The sequence below is a fragment of the Vibrio sp. RE86 genome (assembly GCF_013114545.1).
Classification (GTDB): domain Bacteria; phylum Pseudomonadota; class Gammaproteobacteria; order Enterobacterales; family Vibrionaceae; genus Vibrio.
Window position 1 is genome coordinate 1 of sequence record NZ_VTXI01000032.1, and the last position, 16,080, is coordinate 16,080.

The 16,080-nt window shown below is 45.9% G+C and carries 14 protein-coding genes; 9 read left to right on the forward strand and 5 right to left on the reverse strand.

The genetic code is table 11. The annotated features are described in order from the left end of the window. Nucleotides 1-442: 442 nt before the first annotated feature. The 3 genes from ggt to rarD all read right to left on the reverse strand — a co-directional run bounded on the left by ggt (nucleotide 443) and on the right by rarD (nucleotide 3,929). Nucleotides 443-2,191 carry a gamma-glutamyltransferase gene (gene ggt / locus F0231_RS19980; RefSeq protein ID WP_171761439.1) on the reverse strand — a complete coding sequence of 583 codons (1,749 nt, stop codon included), beginning with the start codon at nucleotides 2,189-2,191 and terminating at the stop codon, nucleotides 443-445. 110 nt (nucleotides 2,192-2,301) lie between these two features. Then, on the reverse strand, nucleotides 2,302-2,970 hold the full coding sequence (locus F0231_RS19985) for a LysE family translocator (RefSeq protein WP_171761440.1): 669 nt from the start codon (nucleotides 2,968-2,970) through the stop codon (nucleotides 2,302-2,304). A gap of 50 nt (nucleotides 2,971-3,020) precedes the next feature. After that, nucleotides 3,021-3,929 carry an EamA family transporter RarD gene (gene rarD / locus F0231_RS19990; protein ID WP_171761441.1) on the reverse strand — a complete coding sequence of 303 codons (909 nt, stop codon included), beginning with the start codon at nucleotides 3,927-3,929 and terminating at the stop codon, nucleotides 3,021-3,023. 165 nt (nucleotides 3,930-4,094) lie between these two features. Between rarD and recQ the strand changes: the two genes are divergently transcribed. The 3 genes from recQ to F0231_RS20005 all read left to right on the forward strand — a co-directional run bounded on the left by recQ (nucleotide 4,095) and on the right by F0231_RS20005 (nucleotide 7,115). Further along, on the forward strand, nucleotides 4,095-5,933 hold the full coding sequence (gene recQ, locus F0231_RS19995; RefSeq protein ID WP_171761442.1) for an ATP-dependent DNA helicase RecQ: 1,839 nt from the start codon (nucleotides 4,095-4,097) through the stop codon (nucleotides 5,931-5,933). After that, nucleotides 5,926-6,246: a DUF3630 family protein gene (locus F0231_RS20000; RefSeq protein ID WP_171761443.1), complete on the forward strand. Its 321-nt coding sequence runs from the start codon at nucleotides 5,926-5,928 to the stop codon at nucleotides 6,244-6,246. Before recQ ends, F0231_RS20000 begins: the two co-directional genes overlap by 8 nt. Nucleotides 6,247-6,446: 200 nt before the next feature. Then, nucleotides 6,447-7,115 carry a 7-cyano-7-deazaguanine/7-aminomethyl-7-deazaguanine transporter gene (locus tag F0231_RS20005; protein ID WP_171761444.1) on the forward strand — a complete coding sequence of 223 codons (669 nt, stop codon included), beginning with the start codon at nucleotides 6,447-6,449 and terminating at the stop codon, nucleotides 7,113-7,115. An 81-nt stretch (nucleotides 7,116-7,196) separates the two neighbouring features. Here F0231_RS20005 and gppA read toward each other — a convergent pair whose 3' ends face one another. Together gppA and rhlB are read right to left on the reverse strand one after the other, a co-directional pair. Beyond that, on the reverse strand, nucleotides 7,197-8,687 hold the full coding sequence (gene gppA / locus F0231_RS20010) for a guanosine-5'-triphosphate,3'-diphosphate diphosphatase (protein WP_171761445.1): 1,491 nt from the start codon (nucleotides 8,685-8,687) through the stop codon (nucleotides 7,197-7,199). Between the two features lie 6 nt (nucleotides 8,688-8,693). Next, nucleotides 8,694-9,998: an ATP-dependent RNA helicase RhlB gene (gene rhlB, locus F0231_RS20015; protein ID WP_171761446.1), complete on the reverse strand. Its 1,305-nt coding sequence runs from the start codon at nucleotides 9,996-9,998 to the stop codon at nucleotides 8,694-8,696. 112 nt (nucleotides 9,999-10,110) lie between these two features. Between rhlB and trxA the strand changes: the two genes are divergently transcribed. The 6 genes from trxA (at nucleotide 10,111) to fre (ending at nucleotide 15,936) form a co-directional block, all read left to right on the forward strand. Continuing rightward, on the forward strand, nucleotides 10,111-10,437 hold the full coding sequence (trxA, locus tag F0231_RS20020) for a thioredoxin TrxA (RefSeq protein ID WP_006880443.1): 327 nt from the start codon (nucleotides 10,111-10,113) through the stop codon (nucleotides 10,435-10,437). A gap of 195 nt (nucleotides 10,438-10,632) precedes the next feature. Continuing rightward, complete coding sequence (gene rho / locus F0231_RS20025) at nucleotides 10,633-11,892, forward strand: transcription termination factor Rho (protein ID WP_171761451.1); 1,260 nt, start codon at nucleotides 10,633-10,635, stop codon at nucleotides 11,890-11,892. 105 nt (nucleotides 11,893-11,997) lie between these two features. Continuing rightward, nucleotides 11,998-12,993 (forward strand): hypothetical protein, encoded by a 996-nt coding sequence (locus F0231_RS20030; RefSeq protein WP_171761447.1) that lies wholly within the window; start codon nucleotides 11,998-12,000, stop codon nucleotides 12,991-12,993. A 92-nt stretch (nucleotides 12,994-13,085) separates the two neighbouring features. Further along, nucleotides 13,086-14,942, forward strand: a complete 1,857-nt coding sequence (ubiD, locus tag F0231_RS20035; protein WP_171761448.1) for a 4-hydroxy-3-polyprenylbenzoate decarboxylase — start codon at nucleotides 13,086-13,088, stop codon at nucleotides 14,940-14,942. After that, nucleotides 14,939-15,208 carry a 2Fe-2S iron-sulfur cluster-binding protein gene (locus F0231_RS20040; protein ID WP_171761449.1) on the forward strand — a complete coding sequence of 90 codons (270 nt, stop codon included), beginning with the start codon at nucleotides 14,939-14,941 and terminating at the stop codon, nucleotides 15,206-15,208. The genes ubiD and F0231_RS20040 overlap by 4 nt, the downstream gene beginning before the upstream one ends. A gap of 14 nt (nucleotides 15,209-15,222) precedes the next feature. Further along, complete coding sequence (gene fre / locus F0231_RS20045) at nucleotides 15,223-15,936, forward strand: NAD(P)H-flavin reductase (RefSeq protein WP_171761450.1); 714 nt, start codon at nucleotides 15,223-15,225, stop codon at nucleotides 15,934-15,936. The last annotated feature ends 144 nt before the right edge of the window (nucleotides 15,937-16,080 follow it).

Here is a 16,080-nt window from a genome sequence, read left to right on the forward strand (position 1 = left end):
TCCTCGTTAGCTCTCTTCGCTTGTTCCTTGAGCGGTGTCCTTTTCATCATCCTGATGATAAGTCCTTTCCTCGTCCAGAGGTGTCCATTTTCCATCCGTAGTAGCAACCATCCTAGTTACTAATGCATCCGTTCAATGTCCAATTTGCTATCCGTGCCGACTACTCATCCTAAGTAACCGTATCTTCATCCTGAAGATTACCTAATCCGTGGTAATTTCCTGTTCCGTGTCAGACTCCTTCTGACAGGTTCAATATTACGCTGATGCCGATTTTCAGCAATATAGCGCAAACGTTTTTCTGCATAATAATTTGATTGATAAATGCACATTTTCTTTAAAAACAAAGCATTACGTTGTGCTGTTAACATTTATCTCAGCTATAAAGATATAATTACTCACCTGCTTGTGAGAGATCTCGCACAAGCAGGTGAGGAGATCGGCACTACTGCCCAATCGCTGCGCCTTCGCGTCTTGGGTCAGCGGCACCTTTTAATTGTCCATCTTCAATCAAAATCGCATGTAAGCCAGAATTTAGATCGCGAACATTGACGTCAAAGCCCATCTTCTCCAATTGATCTTGGAAGGCTTCTGCGTTGGTTCCTTGCTCTATATCGAGTGTACCAAAGCGGTTCAACAGATGAGGTTGGTTGATTGCTTGCTGGATATCCATCTTCCACTGTGTATGCGCAATGATGGTTTGGGCAACATAGCCAATAATGCGGCTTCCTCCAGGAGAACCAATCGCCATATAAGGCTCATCATTGTGCATTATGATGGTCGGTGCCATTGATGAGCGAGGGCGCTTTCCGGGTTCTAATCGGTTTGCGATAGGTTTTCCATCTTTGTGAGTTCTAAACGAAAAATCTGTTAGCTCATTATTGAGTAAGAAACCATTGGTCATTAGGCGAGAGCCAAAGGCGTTTTCAATGGTAGTGGTGATGGAGACGACATTGCCCTCTTTATCAACCACGTTGAAGTGACTGGTCGATGGTAACTCAATCGACTCATCTGTACTTTGTCGTTGTGCATAATTCCAAGGTGGAGTCCCGGCACTTACCGACTCTAAAGCTTTCCCCGGTTTGATGAGGTTTGCACGTTGCTTTAGGTACTCTTTATCGAGCAAGCCTTGTGTTGGCATCGGCACAAAGTCTTCATCCGCCATGTACATGCCACGATCAGCAAACGCTAATCGAGATGCATCAGCAATCACTTGCCATGACTTGGCGTTATCTGGCCCCCACGCTTTTAAATCAAATTGTTCTGTGATTGATAAGATCTGGCCAACAGTGAGAGCGCCTGAGCTTGGTGGCCCCATGCCACATACCTGATAGTTTTGATAAGGCGAACATACCGCTTCTCTTTGTTTAATCGAATAAGCATCAAAGTCTTTTTGAGCCAATACCCCAGGATTGCCTGGCGCGTTCTGCACGGTTTCAACAATGCTTTTAGCGATCTCTCCTTGATAGAAAGCTTGTGCTCCACCTTTAGCAATCGCGCTTAATGTTTTTGCGTATTCAGGGTTCTTTAACAGTGTTCCGGCCACTTTGGGTGAACCATCAGGTTTAAAGAAGTAGGTCTTGGTGGTTTCAAAGCGGCTTAAACGTTCGGCATCATTAGCGATCAATGTGGCGAGACGAGGACTGATTTCAAAACCCTGCTGCGCAACGTCGATAACAGGCTTGATGAGGTCAGCCCAATCGAGTTTTCCGTACTTTTGATGGGTATCCCACATAAGCTGCACCGTTCCCGGAGTACCCACAGAGCGGCCACCTACCACGGCGTCATAGAACTTGAGTGGTTCTCCGTTTTCATCTTGGAACAGGCGAGGGGTCGCATCGAGTGGAGCGGTTTCTCGGCCATCGTAGGTGGTGAGTTCGTCGTTCTTTGCATCCCAGTAAACTAAGAAAGCGCCTCCGCCAATACCAGAGGATTGGGGCTCAACTAAACCTAGCATGAGCTGAGTTGTGACCATGGCATCAATCGCGTTACCGCCTTTTGCCAAAATATCAGCGCCGGCTTGAGTGGCTATTGGGTTGGCTGCGGTCACCATCCAATCTTTTGCGGTGACCAGTTGTTTCTGCTCAAGACCGCTACTCTGTTCTGGTGCGACTGAATCTGCGGCTTGGTTGGCTAGAGCGGGTACTGACGTTGCAAGCAAACAGGTGGTGAGGAATTTAAGTTTCCACTGCATCTTGTTCTCCTTTTTATTTATGCAGAGCAAGAGTGGCAGTGGATAGGGAAGAGATCTAAGGATTTGTTATAAATTTGTAATGCTGAATCAAATTTTAGACAGCTCAATGACTAAAACTGAGAGATTAGCGCCGTCACCGATTGCCAAAGGATACTGAGGCCGATAAACGTAAATAAAACACCACACAATCCGTCAATATAGACAGCAAGCGCTTTGACCTTACGCTGCATTCGTTGAGTGGACAGTGCCCAAGCTAAAAACGCAAACCACAGTAATGACAGGCTCCAAAGAATAAGCAACGCCGCGCCTTTGCCTGACAGCGACATGCTAGCAGGCACTAAGCTCGACATTAAACTGACAAAAAACACCAACGCCTTGGGGTTAAGGATATTGGTGGTGAAACCGCGAGAAAACGCTTGGCGCTTATTGCTGAGTAGTAGGTTGGTTTGTTCGGTCTGGTCAGCAACATTTACTGGGTGTTTGAAGGTGTTCCAAGTGGCCTTAAGAGCTCCGTAACCCAAATAGAACAGGTAGCTGCCACCGGCTAATTGCAACAAAGCAAACAGGGTAGGTTGTTGATGCACTAAGTAACTGATGCCGGTTAAACTAAGAATGGAGTGAAGCAAGATGCCACATGAAAGACCAAGGGCGATGTATAACCCAGTTTGACGGCCGTAACGCGTGGCATTTTGTACCACTAGCGCAAAGTCAGGGCCTGGGCTCATTAGCGCAACAAAGTGGACAACGGCAAGAGTAGTTAGGATGGTTAATTCGTTCATAGTGTCTAGATCAGATAGAGAGGGCAGAAAAACACGCTGCCCAATAGAAATTAATTTGCTGCTCTTTTCGATTGTTTGTTATTGCGTATTCCATCAAAGCTAAACACCACTAGAGCACCCCAGATAAAGGCGAAGGTAATAGCTTTGTCAGTTGTGAAGGCCTCGCCATACACCAATACTGCGAGCAAGAACATCAAGCTTGGACCAATGTATTGGAAAAAGCCCAGTGTTGATAGCTTGAGTCGTGTTGCTGCACCCGTAAAACAAAGCAGTGGTAAAGTTGTCACGATACCAGCGGAGATCAACAACATATTTAGATTCAAAGGATTTTCGGTAAAGTGCGATGTGGGTGTATCGGCAATCCACATCAGATAGATCGCAGCAGCGGGTAGTAACACTAGAGTCTCAATGAACAGACCTGTTTGAGCTTCAAGGCTGACTTTTTTGCGCAGTAGACCATAAAAACCGAAACTGAAAGCGAGTGCGATAGCCACAACAGGAATCGACCCAAAGACAAACAGTTGAACCAAGACGCCACATGCAGCAAGTGCGACTGCAAACCACTGTAACTTGCGTAATCTTTCACCAAGGAACATCATCCCAAGCAGGACATTGATCAACGGGTTGATGTAGTACCCCAAACTGGCATCCAACATATGATCGGCATTGACCGCCCAGATAAATATCAGCCAGTTTGCTCCGACTAAAATGGCGGTGGTCACAAGGTAGAGTAACTTCTGTTTTGACTTCATCACATCACGTACATTGCGCCAGCGACGACCAAAATGCACCAAGATAGCCAACAAGAAGAATGACCAAACAACACGATGGCTCAGGATCTCAAGAGGTGAGACTTCGGCTAACGCTTTGAAATAGATAGGTGCAATTCCCCACATGGTGTAAGCACCAATGGCGAGGAAGATACCTTGCTTGGCTCTTTGTTGTTCTTCAGGAGTCATGGACGGATTACTCGATTCAGGAATTTTACAAATTGAAACATGCAGTATACGAATGACTCTCAAAATCGCCTAACAATTTGCGGTTTTATTCGCCTTTAATCCCCTCTACAATGTGCCCCTTGCGTTTTCAGCGCACTCGACCAGACAAATCTATTGAGACAATTCATGACCTCGACACTTTTAGCTCAACAACCAACAGAAGAACTGCCTACGCCGCAACGCATCTTAGAAGATGTTTTTGGCTATCAGACCTTCCGAGATGGGCAACAAGAGGTGATCGAATCTGCGGTTTCTGGGCAAGATAGCTTAGTCATTATGCCTACTGGTGGTGGTAAGTCCTTGTGTTACCAGATTCCTGCTTTGGCTCGTCATGGCTTAACTCTGGTGATTTCGCCGCTTATTTCATTGATGAAAGATCAGGTGGACCAACTCAAAGCTAATGGTGTCGCGGCCGAGTGTGTTAACTCAACCATGCCTCGAGAAGAGCTGATCTCGGTGTATAACCGCATGCACTCTGGCGCAATCAAGCTCATCTACGTGTCGCCAGAACGAGTGCTAATGCGTGACTTTATTGAACGCCTTGAGAGCTTACCGCTTTCGATGATTGCGGTTGATGAAGCGCACTGTATCTCGCAGTGGGGGCATGATTTTAGGCCTGAATATGCGTCATTGGGTCAGTTGAAACAGTATTTTCCTCATGTACCAGTCATGGCGTTGACGGCAACGGCTGATGATGCGACGCGCAAAGACATTATGCAGCGCCTGCAACTTAACGACCCTCACCACTACTTAGGCAGCTTCGATAGACCTAACATTCGTTATACGCTGGTTGAGAAACACAAACCGGTTTCTCAGGTCGTACGTTTTCTCGAAAACCAGCGTAGCAACTGCGGCATCATCTATTGTGGTAGCCGTAAGAAAGTTGAAATGGTCACAGAAAAGCTGTGCAACAACGGTCTTCGTGCGGCAAGTTACCATGCTGGTTTAGAAGCCGACGAACGGGCGTATGTGCAAGAAGCGTTTCAGCGTGATGATATCCAAATTGTGGTCGCAACCGTTGCGTTTGGTATGGGTATCAACAAGCCTAATGTTCGCTTTGTGGTGCACTTTGATATTCCACGCAATATTGAGTCTTACTACCAAGAAACAGGTCGTGCTGGTCGAGATGGTTTACCTGCTGAAGCGATGATGCTCTACGATCCAGCCGATATCAGTTGGCTGCGCCGCATGTTGGATGAAAAAGACGATGGTCCTCAAAAACAGGTTGAAGCGCATAAGCTCAATGCGATGAGTGCGTTTGCGGAAGCACAAACCTGTCGCCGACAAGTGCTACTTAACTACTTTGGTGAATATCGTGAAAAGCCGTGTGGCAACTGTGATATCTGCTTAGACCCACCTAAGCACTTTGATGCAACTGAACAGGCTCAGAAAGCACTGTCGTGTGTGTATCGAGTGAATCAAAGTTTTGGTATGGGCTATGTGGTTGAAGTACTGCGTGGTATGCAAAACATTCGGGTACGAGAAAACGGTCACGACAAGCTATCGACTTATGGCATTGGGCGTGAAAACAGCCACGACTACTGGGTGAGTGTGTTCCGTCAGCTTATCCATAAAGGCTTGCTGTTCCAAAACATTACCCGTAACTCAACTTTGCAACTGACCGAAGAGGCAAGGCCGTTACTGCGTGGCGAAATGAGTTTGGAACTTGCGGTACCAAGACTGGATACCGCAGCGCGCGCCGCGAAGTCGGACAAGCTATCGAGCAAAAATTACGACAAGAAGCTGTTTGCTAAACTGCGCAAACTTCGTAAATCGATTGCTGATGAAGATGGCCTACCGCCTTATGTTGTGTTCAGTGACGCCACTTTGATTGATATGGCGGAGATACTCCCAACTTCATACGGAGAAATGCTGGCCGTCAGCGGCGTTGGCCAACGTAAACTCGAAAAATACGCAGACCCATTCTTAGATTTGATTCAGGAGCACATTACTAATCATGGTTGATTCAATACAGCAAACGGAATTTGGCCTTCTTGAATATCAAGCTGGTGAAGGGCGCATCATCATTCGCTCCCCACGTTTTGATTTTGATAGTTTTCCTCAGTTGGCAGAACGTTTGGTTTCTTTTTTGTCTGCTACGGTGATTGAAAAGCAGTGGGATGCCGATATCCACTCATGGTTGGTTGATTTTGAAGGTTGCCAGTTGTTCCTAAAATCTGAGCACTACAGCGAAAGCATCTGGTTTGAAGCCTTGTCGATTGATGACTCCAAAGAAGAGCTCGATTTTCTAGCCTCACTGTTCCAACGAGGTTTTTAAACTAAAAGATTTTAAGCCAACGATTGCTTATCTTGAGCGGCTTGCAGCTTAGGGTGGTTAATGTATAATCGCCCGCCGCGATATTCATTAGAGAATATCGAGACGAAATTTATTTAACATTGTTGGTAAGAGTCTTTCCTTGGCTTGGAAAGAGTCGATTTGGGTTCCCTCACCCCCAAACCAAACTAAAAAGGTATCGCATGAGTAACTTTACCCCTGCGCAGCAGCGCAAAGCCCTTCTATTATTGGTTCTATTCCACCTAGTGATCATTGCATCAAGCAATTACTTGGTTCAGCTACCCTTTACTGTTTTCGGTTTCCATACCACTTGGGGTGCATTCACTTTTCCATTTATTTTCCTAGCTACAGACTTAACGGTTCGAATCTTTGGTGCTCAGCTTGCCCGTAAGATCATCTTCTTAGTGATGCTTCCTGCATTGGCGGTGTCGTACCTATTGTCTGTGATTTTCTTTGAAGGCTCATTTCAAGGCTTCAGCCAGCTAGGAGAGTTCAACCTATTTGTTGCTCGTATCGCTATTGCGAGTTTTATGGCGTATTTGCTAGGGCAGATTTTGGATGTGCATGTATTTAACCGTCTGCGTCAGCTAAAGCAGTGGTGGGTTGCGCCAACGTGTTCGACATTGTTTGGTAATGCGCTTGATACGATCGCGTTCTTTGCCATTGCGTTCTACCAAAGCCCAGATCCATTTATGGCTGAGCATTGGACTGAAATTGCGCTGGTGGATTATGGTTTTAAACTAGTGATTAGCTTAGGCCTCTTTGTGCCAATGTACGGTGTGCTTCTAAACTTCCTGATTAAAAAGCTCACGTCAGTGAACCCAGATTTTAAAGTCGCTGGTGCTCGTTGATGTTATCAACGGAATAAATATCAGAATAAAGAAAAAGCCCGAGAGATTTAATCCCTCGGGCTTTTTTACTAATTGTCGTGGTTAATACTCGACGATAGAGAGTGGCCAACCAATATCAGTTTGGCGGTTTGCCTCTATTTCAAGCTCTGCGGCAGTCAGCGGGTTTGCTTGTAACCACTCAGCTTTGAGCGTTAAGGTCAGCTTGTCATCACTCGAACTCAAAGAGACCACTGGCTCTAGGGCTTGATTACGACGATGCGTTAACAATACCGCCAGACGAAGCAATCGAAGTAGGCGCTTAGCGCTTGTGCTTGAAATGGCATGTTGCTCAGGTAGAGAGCTAATTTGCTCTCGGTAACGACGAGCCGTTTCACCTAACAGGTGCTTTTGAGCGCGAGTAAAGCCTGGAAGATCGAGATTCTGAAGTAGATAAGCGCTGTGTTCACCGCCTTTCTTAAAATCGATCGTTAAGCCGATTTCATGTAGCTTAGCCACACTGTCGAGCAACACACTCGCTTGAGGTTCTGCTAACCAGTCAGCCTGACATTCACTCAGTAGCTTACTTGCCATTGTCGCCACTTGTTGACCATAGCCAGTATCAATCTGGTAACGGCTCTGGACGCTAGCGATTGTGCGTGCGCGAATATCATCTTGTTTGAGCTCATCTACCATCTCGTAGACCAAGCCTTCACGCAGAGCGCCGCCAGCTAGAGTCATGGAGTCGATTTCTAAAAGCTCAAAAATTGCAATCAAAATAGATAGACCACTTGGGAACACTAATGCGCGCTCAAGCGTTAGACCTTCAATCTCTAATTCTTCTAGATGGTCGGCACGCATAGCCTGTTTCTGAAGACGTTTCAGTTTAGCGTGAGTGATCACTTCATCCATGCCTTGTGCGAGCATGATCTCTTGTAGGGCTTGAACTGTGCCAGAAGCGCCAACACACACATCCCAACCAATATCTGTGTACTGCTCTAAGATAGGTTGTAATGTCTCTTTAGCTGCTTTAATAGCATTGTCGAAGTTCGTCACCGTTAGCTGACGATCTTTAAAGTGGCGCTCTAGCCATGTCACACAGCCCATTTTTAGGCTGGTGAGTGCTTTGGCTTCGAAACCTTCACCGATAATAAGTTCGGTACTGGCACCACCAATATCTACCACAAGACGACGACCGCTACCGCCAGAGGTATGCGCGACACCCTTATAGATGGTAGCTGCTTCTTCTTCGCCGCAGATAACTTCGATCTTATGACCGAGAATCTGATTCGCCTTTTCTAAAAAGGTCTCCACATTCGTCGCAGTGCGAAGTGTGGCCGTGCCAACAATACGAATATTGTCGGCAGGGATATCTTGAAGTCGTTCTGAAAACAGACTCAAGCAGTCCCATCCGCGTTGCATGGCTTCAAGGCTTAGGGCGTTATTCTCGTCTAAACCTGCTGCAAGGCGAACTTTGCGTTTGATTTTAGCCATAGTCTGAACGCTGCCATCAATGTGACGCACAACGAGCATATGAAAACTGTTCGACCCGAGGTCGATGGCTGCGTAAAGCGGAGATGAAACTGCTTGGCTCATTACGACTTAAGAATCCTTTTGTTGACGTGGGCGAGAGCGGTGGTTTGAGCGACGATTTCCTGATCGTGAACCACCTGTGTTAGTACGACGTTGCTGCTGCGGACGGTTTGAACGCATGCGAATTGGTGCTGGAAGATCTTGGATCAGGGCACTTGGGTCGTAATCTGACACTGGGATAGTGTGCTCAATGTACTCTTCGATTGGCGGTAAGTTGATCGCGTAGTCTTCACAAGCAAAGCTGATTGAATGACCACTTGCGCCAGCGCGACCTGTACGACCAATGCGGTGTACGTAGTCTTCACAATCGTCTGGTAAGTCGAAGTTAAATACGTGTGTCACTTGTGGAATGTGTAGGCCACGTGCGGCAACGTCGGTTGCAACCAGTAGATCAACTTCACCTTTAGTGAATTGCTCTAGGATGCGCTCACGTTTTTTCTGTGGAACATCACCAGTTAGTAGACCAACGCGGTGACCATCGGCAGCTAGGTGGCCCCAAACTGACTCACACTTATGTTTAGTGTTGGCAAAAATGATCGCACGCTCTGGCCACTCTTCTTCAATAAGTGTCTGAAGTAGAGACATCTTATGTTCATTCGAAGGGTAGAACAGTTCTTCCTGAATGCGGTGACCTGTTTTAACTTCTGGCTCAACGACAACATGCTCAGGGTTATGCATGTGCTCAAACGCTAATTCTTGAACGCGATAAGATAGCGTTGCAGAGAACAGCATGTTCAAACGCTCTTTTGGCTCTGGCATACGACGGAACAAGAAACGGATGTCTTTAATAAAGCCAAGATCGAACATGCGGTCTGCTTCATCAAGAACAACAGCTTGAATGTGGTTAAGGTTAAACACACGCTGCTTGTAGAAGTCGATAATACGACCCGTTGTACCAATCAGTACGTCTACACCACCTTCAAGTTTCGCAAGCTGTTTCTCGTAAGGTTCACCACCGTACGCTAATGCAGCTTTGATACCTGTGCTCGCGATTAGAGGTTCAGCATCGTTAAAGATCTGAATCGCTAGCTCGCGAGTCGGTGCCATAATAATTGCACGCGGTTGAGTTGGCTTACGACCTTCATGCTCAGATGTCGTCAGTAAGTGGTTAAAAGTAGCAGTCAGGAAAGCTAATGTCTTACCTGTACCCGTTTGGGCTTGACCTGCAATGTCTTGGCCGGTGAGCAGTACCGGCAACGCCAAAGCTTGAATTGGGGTACAAAACTCGAACCCTTTTTTCTCCAAACCTTCAGTGATTTGAGGGTCTAATCCCAAATCGGCGAACTTTTGCTCTGTGATATGCGTCTTTTTCATCGCTATAGAATATCAGCTTACGCTTGCAATACGAAAGTAAATACATTCCAATAGGGCATCTAAATACTGGTTATCATCCAACCAGTTCCGAAAAAACACATTGGAGTGGAAGATGAGTGATAAGATTTTGCAGCTAACTGATGACGGTTTTGAAGCCGACGTAATTAACGCTGCAGGCCCAGTTCTTGTTGATTTTTGGGCAGAATGGTGTGGTCCTTGTAAGATGATCGCCCCTATCCTGGACGAAATTGCTGACGAGTACGAAGGCAAGCTCACTATCGGTAAACTAAATATCGACCAAAACGCAGGTACACCACCAAAGTTTGGTATCCGTGGTATCCCAACGTTACTTCTCTTCAAAGATGGTAGCGTAGCAGCGACTAAAGTAGGTGCGCTGTCTAAAACTCAATTGAAAGAGTTCCTAGACGCTAACCTATAATAGTTAGATAAGACCGTGCTGTTCCCATAGCACGGTTTTGTTTTTTGAATGCCAACAAAATCTAGACTAGGCTACTATTTAGTGCTAGTTTATCGCACGTTAATTAAACAAGTTCTCTTCTTGGTCGATCCTGAGACCAAATCCTTCTTAACTAGAAAATAGATCCTTATTTTGACTAAACAAGCATCAACCACCATGAACCTCACTGAACTTAAGAACAGACCTGTGTCTGACCTTGTTAAACTTGGCGAAAGCTTAGGCCTAGAAAACCTAGCACGTCTAAGAAAGCAAGACATTATCTTTGCGATCTTAAAAGCTCACGCTAAGAGCGGCGAAGATATCTTTGGTGATGGTGTTCTAGAAATTCTTCAAGATGGCTTTGGTTTCCTGCGCAGCGCAGACAGTTCATACCTAGCGGGTCCAGATGACATCTACGTATCTCCAAGTCAGATTCGTCGATTCAACCTGCGTACTGGTGACTCAATCGCTGGTAAGATTCGTCCACCAAAAGATGGCGAGCGTTACTTCGCACTGCTTAAAGTTAACACGGTTAACCACGACAAGCCTGATAACGCACGTAACAAGATCCTATTTGAAAACCTTACCCCTCTGCATGCCAACGAGCGCATGGTTATGGAGCGTGGTAATGGTGCGACAGAAGATATTACAGCACGTATCCTTGACCTAGCTTCACCAATTGGTAAAGGTCAACGTGGTCTGATCGTTGCTCCGCCAAAAGCGGGTAAGACAATGCTTCTGCAAAATATTGCACAAAGCATCGCGCACAACCACCCAGAGTGTGAGCTGATGGTACTTCTTATCGACGAACGTCCTGAAGAAGTAACAGAGATGCAGCGCTTGGTTAAAGGCGAAGTGGTTGCATCAACGTTTGATGAGCCAGCATCTCGTCACGTACAAGTTGCAGAGATGGTTATTGAGAAGGCAAAGCGTCTTGTTGAACACAAGAAAGACGTGGTTATCCTGCTTGACTCAATTACTCGTCTAGCTCGTGCATACAACACAGTAGTACCTTCATCAGGTAAGGTTCTGACTGGTGGTGTTGATGCGAATGCTCTACACCGTCCTAAGCGTTTCTTCGGTGCAGCTCGTAACGTAGAAGAGGGCGGCAGTCTGACTATCCTAGCAACAGCACTAGTAGATACAGGTTCTAAGATGGACGAAGTTATCTACGAAGAGTTCAAAGGTACGGGTAACATGGAAATCCACCTGAACCGTAAGATTGCCGAGAAGCGTGTATTCCCAGCAATTGACTTCAACCGCTCAGGTACTCGTCGTGAAGAGCTTCTAACTAAGAATGAAGAACTTCAGAAAATGTGGATTCTACGTAAGATCGTTCACCCAATGGGCGAAATCGATGCAATGGAATTCCTAATTGATAAGCTAGCCATGACGAAGACAAACGATGAGTTCTTTGATGCTATGCGCCGTCAGTAAGCATTAAAAATTAAAAAAAACGCCACCGCTTAGTCGGTGGCGTTTTTGTTTGCATTATCTAGTGATAACAAGCACAATGGAATCAAATGTTACAAGGAGGTTAACATGCAACAAGGAATGTTGTCGTCAGTACTCCTATCCGTCACGCTATTTATGGGTGTACCTGTCGTAACGGCTACAGAAATGCAGCCTGAGCGAGTTGAGCAATGGCTTCAAGAATCACAAGTTCACGATAAGGTCGCTGAGCTGCTTCAATTTGTTGTTGAAGATGATATCGATGGGCTCAACTTTGCACTTCAAAGATTGTCGCTTCCTGTTCAGGAAGTCTCTCGCTATCTTCTTCTTAAAAAAATTGAAGACCAAAATCTGATTTTAACACCTAAGATGGCGCTGTTTGTTGAACAGCAAAAGTCGATGGTTCCAACCTATCAAGTTTTAGAGCGTGGTGATGGGTACGAATTTTCTGTTCCTGCGTTTAATTACCCTGCAATTGCTCACCGTCTCTTAAAGCAGTGGCAACAAGATCAATCTACTTTGGCGTTTGTATTAGAAGCGGAAAGAGGGGAGTTGATTTTAAAAGAGTGGTTATCTGGCAGTGAATACCAGGTGCAGACCCGTGAAGCTCTATTGATTCGCGAACTCGATAGTCTGTCGCCAGAAGCAGTGCAAAATCTGGCAGAGCAGCTAACCCAAGAGGCAGTCACCAGTTGGTTGCCGTCATCACAAGTCATGGTGCGCTTGGCCCAAGTGAGTGAAGATGCCGATGTCTATAAGTTGCTGTGGTTGATGAAGGCTGACTTCAATAGTCAAAGTGAATTAGTTCGGTTAGCTAAAGTCGCTGATGACTTTTCCCTAAATCAGGTCATTCAAGCGTCGCATAACCCAAGTTTAAAAGAGCTAGCGATTAAGGAGCTCACCAAAGTGCGCCCAATGTCGACGCAGGTAAAAGATTTTCTTATTACGCGCATGGCCTTATCTGATGATGCGACATTCATTGCTGGCGAGCTAGCTCAACAAGGCTACGCTTCATGGTTAGAAGAGCTAGCGAACAGTAATCAACGTGTGAATAGTCGAGCAATCATGAACGTGCTCGGTCAGTAAATTACGCCAATTAACCACAATAAAAAGAGGGATCGGTCGATTCCTCTTTTTTGTTATACTGCCTGCAGATTAACCAGCCCACGATTAGGCCCATGAGTTTTAAGGACTTACGCGATTTCATCGCGCATCTAGAAAAAGAAGGGAAGCTAAAGCGCATCTCTCACCCTGTAGATCCAGATTATGAAATGACAGAGATCAGTGACCGCACGCTGCGTGCTGGTGGTCCTGCCTTGTTGTTTGAAAATCCTATCGGCTATGACATGCCTGTTCTGACCAACCTATTTGGTACACCTGAACGTGTTGCTATCGGTATGGGGCGTCAAGATGTCAAAGAGTTACGTGAAGTAGGTAAGTTGCTTGCGTATCTTAAAGAACCCGAACCACCGAAAGGCTTCAAAGACGCACTAGATAAGTTACCTGTCTTTAAGCAGGTTCTTAATATGCCGGCGAAAAGGCTTCGCAAAGCACCATGCCAAGAAGTGATTTGGCAAGGGGACGAGGTTGACCTAGATAAAGTACCAGTGATGAGTTGTTGGTCTGGCGATGTTGCGCCTCTGCTGACTTGGGGGTTAACCGTCACTAAAGGGCCAAACAAGAAGCGCCAAAATTTAGGTATCTACCGCCAGCAGAAGATTGGGAAAAACAAAATCATCATGCGCTGGTTAGCGCACCGAGGTGGTGCACTCGACCTTCGTGACTGGATGGATACTAATCCGGGTGAACCTTTCCCTGTCTCGGTTGCTTTTGGTGCTGATCCGGCCACAATTCTAGGTGCAGTGACTCCAGTACCAGATACACTGTCTGAATATGCGTTTGCGGGATTACTTCGTGGCCGTAAAACGGAAGTGGTTAAGTCGGTGAGTAACAACCTAGAAGTGCCCGCTAGTGCAGAAATCGTTATGGAAGGTTATATCGATCCTAATGAGTTTGCGGATGAAGGGCCTTATGGTGACCACACAGGTTATTACAATGAGAAAGAGAAGCACCATGTGTTTACCATTACTCATATTACCATGCGCAAAGACCCTATCTATCACAGCACCTACACAGGCCGCCCGCCTGATGAACCAGCTGTATTAGGCGTTGCACTGAATGAAGTGTTTGTGCCGATTCTACAAAAGCAGTTCCCAGAAATAGAAGATTTCTATTTGCCACCTGAAGGCTGCTCTTATCGTATGGCAGTAGTGACTATGAAGAAGCAGTACCCCGGTCATGCTAAGCGCGTGATGATGGGCGTGTGGTCTTTTTTACGTCAGTTTATGTACACCAAGTTTGTGGTCGTTTGTGATGAAAAGGTCAATGCACGTGATTGGGGAGAGGTGGTAGAGGCCATGACTCAACATATGGACCCAGTTAAAGATAGCTTGTTCATTGATAACACTCCTATCGACTCATTGGACTTTGCTTCACCGGTTGTTGGTTTAGGTTCGAAAATGGGTCTCGATGCGACCATTAAATGGGAAGCTGAACTGGTTGGTCGTGAGTCTCATACTCAACAGTACCCAGATATCGACGCTGACCAAATTGAACAGTTTATTAAGCGCAATCCAGAAGTGGTGGATTTCTATTTGCCGGAAACCGCAATGAATAACGGTTTTGCGATTGTGACGATGAAAAAGCAACAAGCTGGTCAGTCGACAGAACTCAGCCTTAAAGTGGAAGTGTTTCTAGAACAGTTTGGCCAACCTAAGTTTATTGTTCTTTGCGATGAAGATGTGAATGCTAGGGATTGGAATGACATCATCTGGGCAATCACAACCCGAATGGACCCTGAGCGAGATACGAAGCAGATTATAGGTTCATCCAATCAATCATCGCGTCTCGTATTAGATGCAACGAACAAGATTGAAGGTGAAGAAGTAGTGCGAGAGTGGGGTACACCAATTGAGAAAGATCCCCAACTTGTAGCGAAAATCGATGCGTTCTGGGATAAGTTGGGTATCCTATGAGTCATCTCATTGTCTTGCTGCCAGACAACATTAGGTTTGAGGCGCAAGATGGACAAACGGTATTGGAAGCCGCGCTCAACAATAATATTCGCTTCCCGAACCGTTGCCAGGTAGGCGCGTGCGCTGCCTGTTTGTGTCGTAAACTTGAAGGGACAGTCTCTTATCACCTTGAACCTATGCTCACTGATAAAGAGCAGCAACAAGGATGGATATTTGCTTGCCAAGCCTTCGCAGAAAGTAATTTAGTACTTACTTTGGAAGAGTAAGTAAGAGGAACATCATGACTATTAAATGTAAAGTTAAGTCAATTCAGCCGTTGGCTAGCAATACGTACCAAATCCTATTACACCCAGAAACCCCAGTAGATTTCAAAGCTGGTCAATATCTAATGGTCGTAATGGGTGAAAAAGACAAGCGTCCTTTCTCTATTGCGAGTAGCCCATGCCGCCACGAAGGCGAATTGGAACTTCATATCGGTGCTGCTGAGCAGAATGCTTACGCACTGGAAGTTGTTGAATCAATGAAAGCAGCTCTAGAGAGTGATGGCGAAATTACGATTGATGCACCGCATGGTGACGCTTGGGTAAAAGAAGACAGTGAGCGTCCGCTACTTCTAATCGCTGGTGGTACTGGTTTTAGTTACGTTCGTTCTATTCTTGATCATTGTGTTGCTCGAAATAGCGAAAACGAAATTTACCTATACTGGGGCGGTCGTGATGAATGCCAACTATATGCAAAAGAAGAACTTCAACAAATCGCAGAAGATAATGCGAATGTTCATTTTGTACCAGTAGTAGAAGATGCACCAGAACAGTGGCAAGGAAAGACGGGTAATGTACTTCAAGCGGTAGAGCAAGACTTTGACTCTTTAGCGGAATACGATATCTATATTGCAGGCCGATTCGAAATGGCGGGTGCGGCAAGAGAACAATTCACACTAAATAAGCAGGCGCAAGCAGAAAGAATGTTCGCAGACGCATACGCATTTATTTAAATACGTGACAAATTGGTGATAAAGGGAGCGTTTAGCTCCCTTTTTGTTTTCAGCCCTAAACCACCTACTTCAGTAGGTGGTTATCATTCAGTTGGGCTTTGCCTGTAGTTCTACCCATGTTAAATGCTCCCTTGATTTTTAGCG

Excerpts from the sequence above, each read along its gene's own strand:
- gppA (WP_171761445.1), bottom strand. The coding sequence starts at position 8,687 with ATGAGCCAAGCAGTTTCATCTCCGCTTTACGCAGCCATCGACCTCGGG.
- F0231_RS20005 (WP_171761444.1), top strand. The coding sequence starts at position 6,447 with ATGAGTAACTTTACCCCTGCGCAGCAGCGCAAAGCCCTTCTATTATTG.
- F0231_RS19985 (WP_171761440.1), bottom strand. The coding sequence starts at position 2,970 with ATGAACGAATTAACCATCCTAACTACTCTTGCCGTTGTCCACTTTGTT.
- ubiD (WP_171761448.1), top strand. The coding sequence starts at position 13,086 with ATGAGTTTTAAGGACTTACGCGATTTCATCGCGCATCTAGAAAAAGAA.
- recQ (WP_171761442.1), top strand. The coding sequence starts at position 4,095 with ATGACCTCGACACTTTTAGCTCAACAACCAACAGAAGAACTGCCTACG.
- fre (WP_171761450.1), top strand. The coding sequence starts at position 15,223 with ATGACTATTAAATGTAAAGTTAAGTCAATTCAGCCGTTGGCTAGCAAT.
- rarD (WP_171761441.1), bottom strand. The coding sequence starts at position 3,929 with ATGACTCCTGAAGAACAACAAAGAGCCAAGCAAGGTATCTTCCTCGCC.
- ggt (WP_171761439.1), bottom strand. The coding sequence starts at position 2,191 with ATGCAGTGGAAACTTAAATTCCTCACCACCTGTTTGCTTGCAACGTCA.
- F0231_RS20030 (WP_171761447.1), top strand. The coding sequence starts at position 11,998 with ATGCAACAAGGAATGTTGTCGTCAGTACTCCTATCCGTCACGCTATTT.
- F0231_RS20040 (WP_171761449.1), top strand. The coding sequence starts at position 14,939 with ATGAGTCATCTCATTGTCTTGCTGCCAGACAACATTAGGTTTGAGGCG.
- F0231_RS20000 (WP_171761443.1), top strand. The coding sequence starts at position 5,926 with ATGGTTGATTCAATACAGCAAACGGAATTTGGCCTTCTTGAATATCAA.
- rho (WP_171761451.1), top strand. The coding sequence starts at position 10,633 with ATGAACCTCACTGAACTTAAGAACAGACCTGTGTCTGACCTTGTTAAA.
- trxA (WP_006880443.1), top strand. The coding sequence starts at position 10,111 with ATGAGTGATAAGATTTTGCAGCTAACTGATGACGGTTTTGAAGCCGAC.
- rhlB (WP_171761446.1), bottom strand. The coding sequence starts at position 9,998 with ATGAAAAAGACGCATATCACAGAGCAAAAGTTCGCCGATTTGGGATTA.